Raw genomic sequence first — 11,281 nt, forward strand, 5'->3', positions numbered from 1 at the left:
AGGTTCGCCCTGCTGGACGCCTCTGCCGCACATCCCGTCGATGCCGGCCTTGCCTGCGCGGACGGGTTCGGCTCCCCCGTACACGGTCCCCGCGTCACCGCAGATGCTGGCCGACCAAGCGCTCGAAGGCGCGTGCCGCCGCACTGGAGGTGCGGTCGCCGGGCGTGACCAGGGAGATCGGCCAGTTGAGGTCCGCCCCGGTGATGGGCAGCGCGACGAGGCCGTCGTCGGGCCCGGTACTGCCCCGAGGCAGCAGAGCGACGCCCAGGCCGTGGCGGACGAAGTCGGCGCCGTCCCCGATGGCGGTGATTTCGATGGCGACTTGGCGTTCCAGCCCGGCCGTGGCGAACGCGCGATCCGTCACGGCGCGGTTGCCGTAACCGGAGGGGAAGTCGACGAACGTCTCATCGGCCAGCTCCCCGAGCGCCACCCGGCTCTGCGCGGCAAGCCGGTGCCCCGCAGGAACGACGAGGTCCAACGGCGTAGTGGTGAGGTCTGTCCACTGCACGCCGGGCGGCGGCGAGCCCGGAATGGAGACGAACGCGAGGTCGAGCCTGCCCTCGCGGAGCGCCTCGACAAGCCCGGGGGAGCCGCCGCATGACGCCGCGGTGGCCAGGCGCACGGAGACGGCGGGGTGCTCGCAGTGGAAGCGGCCCAGCAGCGCCGGCAGGTCGATCAACCCGAGAGAACTCAGCGTCCCGACGCGCAGGGTGCCGCGGACGCCACCGTTGACGTCGTCGACGGCGTCACGCGCGTCCCGGACGGCGTCGAGGGCCGCCCGGGCCTTCGGCAGCAACGCGCGTCCCGCGTCCGTGAGGGCGACCCGCCTGGACGTGCGTTCCAGCAGCCTGGTGTGCAACTCCCCTTCCAAGGCCGCGATCGTCGCCGACACGGCCGACTGCACGACGTGCAGTCGGCCGGCGGCGCGCGTGAAGCTCGACTCTTCCGCTACCGCGACAAAGCACTCCAACTGGCGCAGTTCCATACCCAGAGCATCTCTCGTGATGATGGTTGCGAGCAAAATCATTCGTTGGACGTGATCCATCAAGCCACGGAGTGTAGAAGGCGTACGAGCCCACTGCTCCGGGAGCCGACCATCATGACCACTGCACCGTCCGGCCGCCGCCACACCCCGCGCGCCCGCCACGACCCCCGCACCCACCGCGAAATCCGGCTGACCGCCCGCCCCGCGCCGGGGGCGCCGCTCACGGACGACCTCTTCGAGATCGCCGAGGCCCCGATTCCCTCCCCCGAGCCCGGCCAGCTCCTCGTACGCACCGAGGTGATGAGCGTGGCCGCCGTCATGCGGACGCTCATGGACGAGACGACTGACGTGCCGATGCGCCCCTTCGCGCTCGGTGAGCCGCTGTACGGCCCCGCGATCGGCGAAGTCGTAGCCGCCCCCGGCACCGGCTTCACCCCCGGTGACCTCGTGCAACACGATCTGGGCTGGCGCGAGTACGCCCTGGTGGACGCCTCCGCCGCACAGCGTGTCGACCCCGGCCTGCTGCCCGACCCGGCCGCCTACCTGTCCCAGGGCCCCACGGCCTGGATGGGCGTCACCCGCGGAGCCGAGGTACAACCCGGGGACACGGTCTTCGTCAGCGGCGCCGCGGGCGGTGTGGGGTCCCTCGCCGGGCAGGCCGCCCGACTCCGCGGGGCCCGACGGGTCGTCGGCAGCGCCGGCTCGCAGCGGAAGGCGGACATCCTGCGCGATGAACTCGGCTACGACGCCGTCGTCCTCCGCGGCGCGGGCTCCATCGAGGAACAACTGCGCGCCGTGGCTCCGGAGGGCGTCGACGCGGTGATCGACAACGTCGGCGGCGAGCAGCTGCAGGCGTCCATCGCCGTCGCCAACCGCGGCGCCCGCATCGCCCTCGTCGGGGCGCTGGGTGCCCAGCTCGCGGGCTCCGGCTCACCCACGACGGCCATCGACACCTTCTCTCTGCTGACCCGGGGCATCACCTTGCGCGGCACCGTCCTTCATGCGGACCACCTCGACCTGATCCCCGAGTGGTACCGACAGTTCGGCGCCGGGCTCCGCGCCGGCACGCTGACCTTCCCGCACTCCAGGCTGCACGGCCTCGACAACGCTCCCCGGGCCCTGCGCGAACTGGTCGAAGGCTGCCACGTGGGAGCGGTCCTGGTGGAGCCGTGACGTCGTTGTTGTGCAGTCGGCCATGAGACCGTGCAGCGAAACCTGAGACGCCGCACGAAACCGATCAGGTCTGTGCCATGTCCACGAATCGCGAGTAGTGGCCCTGGAAGGCCACAGTGATCGTCGCTGTCGGACCGTTACGGTGCTTTGCCACGATCAGGTCGGCTTCGCCGGCGCGGGGTGATTCCTTTTCGTACGCGTCCTCGCGGTGCAGCAGGATGACCATGTCCGCGTCCTGCTCGATGGAACCCGATTCACGCAGGTCCGACACCATCGGCTTCTTGTCCGTGCGCTGCTCGGGGCCACGGTTGAGCTGCGACAGCGCGATGACCGGCAGTTCCAGTTCCTTGGCCAGCAGCTTAAGGTTACGGGACATGTCCGACACCTCCTGCTGACGGCTCTCGGCGCGCTTGGAGCCGCCGGACTGCATCAGCTGGAGGTAGTCGATGACCACCAGCTTCAGTTCGTTGCGCTGCTTGAGGCGGCGGCACTTGGCGCGGATCTCCATCATCGACAGGTTCGGTGAGTCGTCGATGTAGAGCGGCGCGGCCGACACGTCCGGCATCCGGCGGGCGAGCCGCGTCCAGTCCTCGTCCGTCATGGAGCCGGAGCGCATGTGGTGCAGGGCCACCCGCGCCTCGGCGGACAGCAGACGCATCGCGATCTCGTTGCGGCCCATTTCGAGCGAGAAGATCACGCTCGGCAGGTTGCTCTTGATGGAGCAGGCCCGGGCGAAGTCCAGCGCGAGGGTGGACTTACCCATCGCGGGACGGGCCGCGATGACGATCATCTGGCCGGGGTGCAGGCCGTTGGTCAGGGAGTCCAGGTCGGTGAAGCCGGTGGGTACGCCGGTCATCTGGCCCTGGCGGGAGCCGATCGCCTCGATCTCGTCGAGTGCGCCTTCCATGATGTCGCCGAGCGGCAGGTAGTCCTCGCTGGTGCGCTGCTCGGTGACGGCGTAGATCTCCGCCTGGGCGCTGTTGACGATCTCGTCGACGTCGCCGTCGGCCGCGTATCCCATCTGCGTGATGCGGGTGCCGGCCTCGACGAGCCGGCGCAGGACCGCCCGCTCGTGGACGATCTCGGCGTAGTACTCCGCGTTGGCCGCCGTCGGTACGGACTGGACCAGGGTGTGCAGGTACGACGCGCCGCCCACCCGGGCGATCTCTCCGCGCTTGGTCAGCTCGGCCGCGATGGTGATCGGGTCGGCCGGCTCGCCCTTCGCGTAGAGGTCGAGGATCGCCTGGTAGATCAGTTCGTGGGCGGGCCGGTAGAAGTCGTGGCCCTTGAGGACCTCGACGACGTCCGCGATGGCATCCTTGGACAGCAGCATGCCGCCGAGCACCGACTGCTCGGCGTCCAGGTCCTGGGGCGGTACGCGCTCGAAGCCACCGGAGGACCAGCCGCCCTCCTCGTCACCGCCGCGGTCGCGGCGGTCGTCGCGGCCCCGGCCCTTGCCCTCGCCCCTACGGGAGCGCGCGGCAGGCAGCCGGTCACTGGGGCCGGCGTCCGCCCAGGGGTCCTCCACGGGCTCGGGCATACTCACCCCGGCACCTCCTCCCGTCCGCGGCGCGGACCTTGCTGTGCCCTTCTTTCTTACGGCACGGCTCTGACAAACGAGACGCCCGACTCCGGTTACGGCGCGTCGAGTTCGGATGGGTTCCCAGACCGGAACAGGGGCCAGGCGCCGGACTACGGTAGGCCCGTCCGCACCGTCCGCCAATCTGGTTATCCACAGGCCATGTGGACGAAGGGCCTGTTCCTGTGGAGAAGTGCGCCGATCCTGTGCACGGCACGGGGGACACTGTTGTGGACAAACACACAATCAGCCGACCTAGACCCTTCTGACCTGCGCCTTTGCCATCCATAGGCTGTGGGGGAGAAAAACTTCGGCAACCTGTTCATGATCGGGCCAAACGGCGCGGAGGAGAACGCTCCACCCGACGCGAAGTAAGGGCCGAAGAGTAGTTGTGTCACTTACCTGTGGAAGATTAGATTGGCAGCATGACACAGGCTCCCGCGAAGCCGCGGCGCACCGACCGCCGCCACGACCGCGAGATCATTTCGCTCGCGCTGCCCGCCTTCGGCGCGCTCGTCGCGGAACCACTCTTCGTCATGGTCGACAGCGCCGTCATCGGCCACCTCGGCACCCGGCAGCTCGCCGGGCTCGGTGTCGCCGCCCCGCTGCTGACGACCGCGGTCTCGGTCTTCGTCTTTCTCGCGTACGCCACCACCGCCGCCGTCGCCCGGCGGGTGGGCGCCGGTGACCGCTCGGCCGCCATCCGGCAGGGCATGGACGGCATCTGGCTGGCCCTGCTGCTGGGTGCCGCCGTACTCGCCGCGGTCCTGCCCACCGCGCCCTGGCTCGTCGACATCTTCGGCGCCTCGGACACCGCCGCCCCGTACGCCGTCACCTATCTGCGGATCAGCGCCCTCGGCATTCCGGCGATGCTCGTGGTGCTGGCGGCCACCGGCGTACTGCGCGGCCTCCAGGACACCCGGACCCCGCTGTACGTCGCCATCGGCGGCTTCTCCGTCAACGCGGCCCTGAACATCGCCCTGGTCTACGGCGCCGGGCTCGGCATCGCCGGCTCCGCCTGGGGCACGGTCATCGCCCAGTGCGGCATGGCCGCCGTCTACCTGGCCGTCGTGGTGCGGGGCGCTCGACGGCACGGCGCCTCCCTCCGGCCGGACGCCGCCGGTATCCGCGCATGCGCCCAGGCCGGGGTACCGCTGCTGGTGCGTACGCTCTCGCTGCGCGCGGTCCTGATGATCGCGACCGCCGTCGCCGCCCGCCTCGGGGACACCGAAGTGGCCGCTCACCAGATCGTCATCACCCTGTGGTCGTTGCTGGCCTTTGCCCTGGACGCCATCGCCATCGCCGGTCAGGCGATCATCGGCCGCTACCTGGGCGCCGACGACGTGGCCGGTGCCAGGGCAGCCTGCCGGCGCATGGTGCAGTGGGGCGTCGCCTCCGGTGTGGTGCTCGGACTGCTCGTCGTGCTCGCCCGGCCGCTGTTCATGCCGTTGTTCACCGCAGACCCCGCCGTCAAGGACGCCCTGCTGCCCGCGCTCCTGGTGGTCGCCCTCACCCAACCGGTCGCCGGCATCGTCTTCGTCCTCGACGGCGTGCTCATGGGCGCCGGCGACGGCCCCTACCTGGCCTGGGCAATGCTCGTGACCCTGGCCCTGTTCGCCCCTGCCGCGCTGCTGGTCCCGGTCTTCGGTGGCGGTCTGACCGCCCTCTGGTGGGCCATGGCGCTGATGATGACCGTGCGGATGCTGACATTGTGGGCGCGCACCCGGTCGGGCCGCTGGATTGTGACAGGAGCCTCGCGTTGAAGCCACCCGAAACAACCGCCCCGTGTTGATAATGACCGTGTGCGCCCGCTTGCCAGGAAGATCGTCCTGCCCCTGACGCTGACCGTCATCGGGGCCGGCGTCCTCGTGGGCTATGCCTCTCAGGAAGCCGACACGAGCAGCCGCAGCAACGGCTCCCTGCGGAGCAGCTACGGCAAGTCGGGTGAGGCGGGCAAGGACCCCCAGGACCAGGACCCGTCCGCCACGGCGCCCGCGGACGACGGCAGTGCGTACACCCCGCGCAGCACCGAGCAGAACGCCCGGGTGGGCGCGATCTTCGAGAAGGACGACACCGGCGATCACTTCTGCACCGCCAGCGTCGTACAGAGCCCCGGCCGGAACATGCTGATCACCGCGGCGCACTGTGCTTTCGACTCCGAGGCCGGCGAGCCCGTCAGCGATCTCGTCTTCGCGCCGGACTACCGTGACGGCAAGGAGCCGAACGGTCTGTGGAAGGTCGAGAAGGTCGTCGTCGACGACCGCTGGGCCAAGTCCCAGGACGAGGACATGGACGTCGCCTTCCTGGTCCTCGGGAGCAAGGACGGCAAGCAGATCCAGGACGTGCTGGGCGGCAACACCCTCGGCATCGATCCCGGATTCGACAATGACGTCAAGATCACCGGCTACCCCACCAGCAGCGAGACACCGATCTCCTGCCACAACCGCGCGACGAGGTTCAGCGACACCCAGATGCGCGTCCAGTGCACCGACTTCGCGGGCGGTACGAGCGGCAGCCCCTGGCTGGCCGACTATGACCCCAAGAGCCACACCGGGACCGTGATCGGCGTCCTGGGCGGGCATCAGGGCGGCGGTGACGAGGACGACGTGTCCTACGCCGCGTACTTCGGTGACGCTGTCGCCGACCTCTACAAGCGGGCTCAGGACGAGGACGAGGGCTGAGCGCCTGTGTCGTAGCCCCGCCGGAGCAGCCGGCACGCGCGAAAGGGCCGCACCCCGTCTCCGGAGTGCGGCCCTTTCGCGTGGTGCTATGTCGCTGCTATCAGGCGGCGACAACCTCGACGCCCAGCTTCGCGACAACGTCGCTGTGCAGGCGCACGGACACCTGGTGCGCGCCCAGGGTCTTGATCGGCGAGCCGAGCTCGACGCGGCGCTTGTCCACGTCGGGGCCACCGGCGGCCTTGATCGCCGAGGCGACGTCGGCCGGCGTGACGGAGCCGAACAGGCGACCGGCGTCGCCGGCACGCACGGCCAGCTTCACCTTGACGCCCTCGAGCTGGCCCTTGACCTCGTTGGCCTGCTCGACCGACGCGATCTCGCGGATCTTGCGACCGCGACGGATCTGCTCGACGTCCTTCTCGCCACCCTTGGTCCAGCGGATCGCGAAACCACGCGGGACCAGGTAGTTACGGGCGTAACCGTCACGGACGTCAACGACGTCGCCGGCGGTGCCGAGGCCGGAGACCTCGTGGGTGAGGATGATCTTCATGAGTCGGTCACCCTTCCCTTATCGCGCGGTGGAGGTGTAGGGCAGCAGCGCCATCTCACGGCTGTTCTTCACGGCCGTGGCGACGTCACGCTGGTGCTGGGTGCAGTTGCCGGTCACCCGGCGGGCACGGATCTTGCCGCGGTCGGAGATGAACTTCCGCAGCAGGTTCGTGTCCTTGTAGTCGACGTAGGAGATCTTCTCCTTGCAGAACACGCAAACCTTCTTCTTAGGCTTGCGAGCAGGCGGCTTCGCCATTGTCTCTCTCCAGTGAGTTCAAGAAGTTTGTGCTGACGCCCTCAGGCCCCCGGTCGTTTCACGCTGTTTCACGTGAAACAGCGTGCGTACGGGCCGGTCGTAGGACCTAGAAGGGCGGCTCGTCCGAGTAGCCACCGCCGGAGCCGCCGCCCCAGCCACCGCCACCGCCGCCACCCTGCTGGCCGCCGCCTGCAGGGGCACCGGTCGCCCACGGGTCGTCGGCGGGAGCACCGCCGCCCTGGCCGCCGCCGGGGCCGCCGCCCCAACCGCCGCCACCCTGGCCACCGCCACCCTGCTGGCCGCCGCCGAAGCCGCCGCCCTGGCCACCGCGGCCCGAGGTCTTGGTGACCTTGGCCGTGGCATTGCGCAAGCTGGCGCCGACCTCGTCGACGTCGAGCTCGTAGACCGTGCGCTTGACGCCCTCGCGGTCCTCGTACGACCGCTGCTTCAGGCGGCCCTGCACGATCACGCGAGTGCCCCGCGTGAGGGACTCGGCGACGTTCTCCGCCGCCTGACGCCACACCGAGCAGGTCAGGAACAGGCTCTCGCCGTCCTTCCACTCATTGGTCTGACGGTCGAAGGTGCGGGGGGTGGACGCGACGCGGAACTTCGCGACCGCCGCACCGGACGGGGTGAAGCGCAGCTCGGGGTCGTCGACAAGATTGCCGACGACCGTGATGACGGTCTCGCCTGCCATTAGGGGAACCTCTCGGCGGGTGTGCTGCTGGCTGCTGGTGTTGCTACTCGAACCCGGTTACCGCTGACGCTGATGCGTTCAGTGGGTCTCGGGACGGAGGACCTTGGTCCGGAGGACCGACTCGTTCAGGTTCATCTGACGGTCGAGTTCCTTGACGACCGCAGGCTCGGCCTGCAGGTCGATGACCGAGTAGATGCCCTCGGGCTTCTTGTTGATCTCGTACGAGAGACGACGACGGCCCCAGGTGTCGACCTTCTCGACCTTTCCGTTGCCCTCACGGACGACGGAGAGGAAGTTCTCGATCAGCGGGGAGACAGCGCGCTCCTCGAGATCGGGGTCGAGGATGACCATCACCTCGTAGTGACGCATGTAGAACCCACCTCCTTTGGACTCAGCGGCCACGGTCGTTCCGTGGCAGGAGGGTCATGATGCGTTCCGCACCCGGTCTGGCCAGGCAACCTGGGCAGACGTGGGCGCAGACTGTACAGAGTACCCGGCTCCTGGCTTCCGGTTGAAATCCGGAGGCTGATCCCCCCAATCTGGAACACAACGGGTGTGAGCGGCGTTACAGTTCGCCGCCCTGGCATCGGAGGTGCCGCATGGCACAGGCAGTCCGGCCGCAGCACGGCCTCCTCTCCCTTCTGAACAGCGACGGCAAGGCCCATCCCCGCGAGAACGCCCTCGTCGCCGTGACGCTGTTGTTCGGCGTGATCGCCTTCAGCACCGCCCATTTCCACCACCTTCACCTGCTGAGTTCCTGGACGGGACTGATCGGCATCGGCACCGGCGCGTGGGGACAGTTCATCTCCGCGACGACCGGCGAGCGCTTCCTGCTGATCATCGGCCTGGGAGCCGCCGCGGTCGGCTTCTTCCTGGGCATGGCACACGGTGGTCTCTTCGGCGGGCTGCTCGGCTAGCCGGGCGGTGGGGGCTCCACCCCCCTTCGCCCAAACGGGGCGCTCCTTTGTCGCAGTAGGCTTCGGCGCGAGAGCCGGAGCCCCGACCCTGGGGACAAACCTGCCGAGGAGCGCCCCGCATGAGCCTGACCCTGAGGACCATCAGCCGAGAGCAGCATCTGGCGTACATCCAGAGCCTGCCTTCGGCGAGCCACATGCAGGTCCCGGCCTGGGCCGATGTGAAGTCCGAATGGCGCTCGGAGAACCTGGGCTGGTTCGACAAGACCGGTCAGCTGGTCGGCGCGGGCCTGGTTCTCTACCGCCAGCTGCCCAAGATCAAGCGGTACCTCGCGTACATGCCCGAGGGGCCGGTCATCAACTGGTTCGCGCCGAACCTGGAGGACTGGCTCAAGCCGATGCTGGCGCACCTGAAGCAGCAGGGCGCCTTCTCGGTGAAGATGGGCCCGCCCGTGATCATCCGGCGCTGGGACTCCGCCGCGATCAAGTCCGGGATCCAGGACCCGGACGTCAAGCGCCTGCGTGACGTCGAGCCCACCCACATCGAGCCGCGCGCCTTCGAGGTGTCCGACAAGCTGCGCCGGATGGGCTGGCAGCAGGGTGAGGACGGCGGGGCCGGTTTCGGTGACGTGCAGCCCCGGTACGTCTTCCAGGTGCCGCTGGAGAACCGCTCGCTGGAGGATGTCCACAAGGGCTTCAACCAGCTGTGGCGCCGCAACATCAAGAAGGCCGAGAAGGCCGGCGTCGAGGTCGTCCAGGGCCGCTACGAAGACCTCGCCGAGTGGCAGCGCCTGTACGAGATCACCGCGGTGCGCGACCACTTCCGGCCGCGGCCGCTCAGCTACTTCCAGCGGATGTGGGCAGCCCTCAACACCGAGGACCCCAACCGCATGCGGCTGTACTTCGCCCGGCACAACGGCGTGAACCTCTCCGCCGCGACGATGCTGGTCGTCGGCGGTCACGTCTGGTACTCCTACGGCGCCTCGGACAACATCGGCCGTGAGGTCCGGCCGTCCAACGCCATGCAGTGGCGGATGCTGCGGGACGCCTACGCACTGGGCGCCACCGTGTACGACCTGCGCGGCATCAGCGACTCGCTCGACGAGAACGACCACCTCTTCGGCCTCATCCAGTTCAAGGTGGGCACGGGCGGGCAAGCAGCCGAGTACCTGGGCGAGTGGGACTTCCCGCTCAACAAGCTCCTGCACAAGGCGCTCGACATCTACATGTCGCGCCGCTGACCGCCACACCCCCTGATCGACCGCAACGCAGCCACGAGAAAGGTTTCGGGCCCGGCATGGCGCTCACTCTCTACGTCGACACCGCGCGCTGGCGGGCACACCAGCAGAGCGTTCTGCAGCAGTTCCCGGGGCTCGTCCCGGTCTGCAAAGGCAATGGCTACGGCTTCGGGCACGAGCGCCTCGCCGAGGAGACGACCCTGCTCGGTTCCGACCTCCTCGCCGTGGGCACGACGTACGAAGCGGCTCGCATGAAGGACTACTTCAGCGGTGACCTGCTCGTGCTGACGCCCTTCCGGCACGGTGAGGAACCGGTTCCGCTGCCGGACCGCGCCATCCGTTCGGTCTCCTCGGTTGAGGGCGTGGGCGGCCTGGTGGGCGCCCGGGTGGTCATCGAGGTCATGAGCAGCATGAAGCGCCACGGCGTGCTGCCCGAGGATCTGCCGAAGCTGGCCGCGGCCACAGAGGACGTACGGCTGGAGGGCTTCGCCATCCACCTGCCGCTGGACCGTACCGACGGCTCCGACGCGGTGGAGGAGGTCATCGGCTGGATGGACCGGCTGCGAGCCAACCGCCTGCCGCTGCACACGATGTTCGTCAGCCACCTCAAGGCCGACGAGCTGCACCGTCTCCAGCAGCAGTTCCCGCAGACGCGGTTCCGCGCGCGGATCGGTACGCGCCTGTGGCTCGGTGACCACGAGGCCACCGAGTACCGCGGCTCGGTCCTGGACGTCACCCGGGTCGGCAAGGGTGATCGCTTCGGTTACCGCCAGCAGAAGGCCGCCTCGGACGGCTACCTGGTCGTGGTGGCCGGCGGTACGTCGCACGGGGTGGGCTTGGAGTCGCCCAAGGCGCTCCACGGTGTGATGCCCCGTGCCAAGGGCGTGGCGCGCGCGGGCCTGGCGACCGTCAACCGCAATCTCTCGCCCTACGTGTGGGCGGGCAAGCAGCGGTGGTTCGCGGAGCCTCCGCACATGCAGGTCTCCATCCTCTTCGTGCCGGGGGACGCCCCCGAGCCCCAGGTCGGCGAGGAACTGGTGGCGCATCTGCGGCACACCACGACGCAGTACGACCGCATCGTGGACCGCTGAGCCGCGGCCACTTCCCACGGAACAGCACCGGGCCCGGGGGGGGGGGGGGGGGGGGGGGGGGGGGGGGGGGGGGAGGGGGGGGGGGGGGGTGGGGGGGGGTGTCGGCTGTGTGCTTCTCACA

General features: G+C 69.2%; 12 protein-coding genes. 6 read left to right on the forward strand and 6 right to left on the reverse strand.

What is annotated here, in order from left to right; translation table 11 throughout:
- Positions 1–94 precede the first annotated feature (94 nt).
- Complete coding sequence (locus ACZ53K_RS24570; RefSeq protein WP_468840399.1) at positions 95–985, reverse strand: LysR family transcriptional regulator; 891 nt, start codon at positions 983–985, stop codon at positions 95–97.
- 114 nt (positions 986–1,099) lie between these two features.
- On the opposite strand from ACZ53K_RS24570, the gene ACZ53K_RS24575 reads away from it, so the two are divergent.
- The gene (locus tag ACZ53K_RS24575; RefSeq protein ID WP_468840401.1) at positions 1,100–2,158 is read left to right on the forward strand and encodes a zinc-binding dehydrogenase; all 1,059 of its coding nucleotides are present in this window, start codon (positions 1,100–1,102) and stop codon (positions 2,156–2,158) included.
- Positions 2,159–2,222: 64 nt separating this feature from the next.
- On the opposite strand, the gene dnaB is transcribed toward ACZ53K_RS24575, so the two are convergent.
- Positions 2,223–3,698: a replicative DNA helicase gene (gene dnaB / locus ACZ53K_RS24580; protein ID WP_031007727.1), complete on the reverse strand. Its 1,476-nt coding sequence runs from the start codon at positions 3,696–3,698 to the stop codon at positions 2,223–2,225.
- A gap of 464 nt (positions 3,699–4,162) precedes the next feature.
- On the opposite strand from dnaB, the gene ACZ53K_RS24585 reads away from it, so the two are divergent.
- Both ACZ53K_RS24585 and ACZ53K_RS24590 read left to right on the forward strand, forming a co-directional pair.
- On the forward strand, positions 4,163–5,500 hold the full coding sequence (locus ACZ53K_RS24585; protein ID WP_468840403.1) for an MATE family efflux transporter: 1,338 nt from the start codon (positions 4,163–4,165) through the stop codon (positions 5,498–5,500).
- A gap of 39 nt (positions 5,501–5,539) precedes the next feature.
- Positions 5,540–6,418, forward strand: a complete 879-nt coding sequence (locus ACZ53K_RS24590) for a trypsin-like serine peptidase (RefSeq protein ID WP_468840405.1) — start codon at positions 5,540–5,542, stop codon at positions 6,416–6,418.
- Positions 6,419–6,518: 100 nt separating this feature from the next.
- Here ACZ53K_RS24590 and rplI read toward each other — a convergent pair whose 3' ends face one another.
- The 4 genes from rplI to rpsF all read right to left on the reverse strand — a co-directional run bounded on the left by rplI (position 6,519) and on the right by rpsF (position 8,286).
- Entirely contained in the window at positions 6,519–6,965 is a 447-nt protein-coding gene (rplI, locus tag ACZ53K_RS24595; protein WP_031007733.1) for a 50S ribosomal protein L9, read from the reverse strand.
- Positions 6,966–6,983: 18 nt separating this feature from the next.
- On the reverse strand, positions 6,984–7,220 hold the full coding sequence (gene rpsR, locus ACZ53K_RS24600; RefSeq protein WP_003978893.1) for a 30S ribosomal protein S18: 237 nt from the start codon (positions 7,218–7,220) through the stop codon (positions 6,984–6,986).
- Between the two features lie 106 nt (positions 7,221–7,326).
- A complete protein-coding gene (locus ACZ53K_RS24605; RefSeq protein WP_468840407.1) occupies positions 7,327–7,917 on the reverse strand; it encodes a single-stranded DNA-binding protein in 591 nt (196 codons plus the stop codon).
- Positions 7,918–7,995: 78 nt separating this feature from the next.
- Entirely contained in the window at positions 7,996–8,286 is a 291-nt protein-coding gene (rpsF, locus tag ACZ53K_RS24610) for a 30S ribosomal protein S6 (RefSeq protein WP_003978891.1), read from the reverse strand.
- A 230-nt stretch (positions 8,287–8,516) separates the two neighbouring features.
- Here rpsF and ACZ53K_RS24615 point away from each other — a divergent pair, with 230 nt between their 5' ends.
- The 3 genes from ACZ53K_RS24615 (at position 8,517) to ACZ53K_RS24625 (ending at position 11,160) form a co-directional block, all read left to right on the forward strand.
- Positions 8,517–8,834, forward strand: a complete 318-nt coding sequence (locus ACZ53K_RS24615) for a hypothetical protein (RefSeq protein ID WP_468840409.1) — start codon at positions 8,517–8,519, stop codon at positions 8,832–8,834.
- A 119-nt stretch (positions 8,835–8,953) separates the two neighbouring features.
- Positions 8,954–10,072: a lipid II:glycine glycyltransferase FemX gene (locus tag ACZ53K_RS24620; RefSeq protein ID WP_468840411.1), complete on the forward strand. Its 1,119-nt coding sequence runs from the start codon at positions 8,954–8,956 to the stop codon at positions 10,070–10,072.
- 56 nt (positions 10,073–10,128) lie between these two features.
- Positions 10,129–11,160, forward strand: a complete 1,032-nt coding sequence (locus tag ACZ53K_RS24625; RefSeq protein WP_468840413.1) for an alanine racemase — start codon at positions 10,129–10,131, stop codon at positions 11,158–11,160.
- Positions 11,161–11,281: the final 121 nt, after the last annotated feature.

This window comes from Streptomyces sp. NPDC033221, from assembly GCF_055577005.1.

Excerpts from the sequence above, each read along its gene's own strand:
- rplI (WP_031007733.1), bottom strand. The coding sequence starts at position 6,965 with ATGAAGATCATCCTCACCCACGAGGTCTCCGGCCTCGGCACCGCCGGC.
- rpsR (WP_003978893.1), bottom strand. The coding sequence starts at position 7,220 with ATGGCGAAGCCGCCTGCTCGCAAGCCTAAGAAGAAGGTTTGCGTGTTC.
- ACZ53K_RS24605 (WP_468840407.1), bottom strand. The coding sequence starts at position 7,917 with ATGGCAGGCGAGACCGTCATCACGGTCGTCGGCAATCTTGTCGACGAC.
- ACZ53K_RS24615 (WP_468840409.1), top strand. The coding sequence starts at position 8,517 with ATGGCACAGGCAGTCCGGCCGCAGCACGGCCTCCTCTCCCTTCTGAAC.
- ACZ53K_RS24625 (WP_468840413.1), top strand. The coding sequence starts at position 10,129 with ATGGCGCTCACTCTCTACGTCGACACCGCGCGCTGGCGGGCACACCAG.
- rpsF (WP_003978891.1), bottom strand. The coding sequence starts at position 8,286 with ATGCGTCACTACGAGGTGATGGTCATCCTCGACCCCGATCTCGAGGAG.
- ACZ53K_RS24585 (WP_468840403.1), top strand. The coding sequence starts at position 4,163 with ATGACACAGGCTCCCGCGAAGCCGCGGCGCACCGACCGCCGCCACGAC.
- ACZ53K_RS24570 (WP_468840399.1), bottom strand. The coding sequence starts at position 985 with ATGGAACTGCGCCAGTTGGAGTGCTTTGTCGCGGTAGCGGAAGAGTCG.
- ACZ53K_RS24575 (WP_468840401.1), top strand. The coding sequence starts at position 1,100 with ATGACCACTGCACCGTCCGGCCGCCGCCACACCCCGCGCGCCCGCCAC.
- ACZ53K_RS24620 (WP_468840411.1), top strand. The coding sequence starts at position 8,954 with ATGAGCCTGACCCTGAGGACCATCAGCCGAGAGCAGCATCTGGCGTAC.
- dnaB (WP_031007727.1), bottom strand. The coding sequence starts at position 3,698 with ATGCCCGAGCCCGTGGAGGACCCCTGGGCGGACGCCGGCCCCAGTGAC.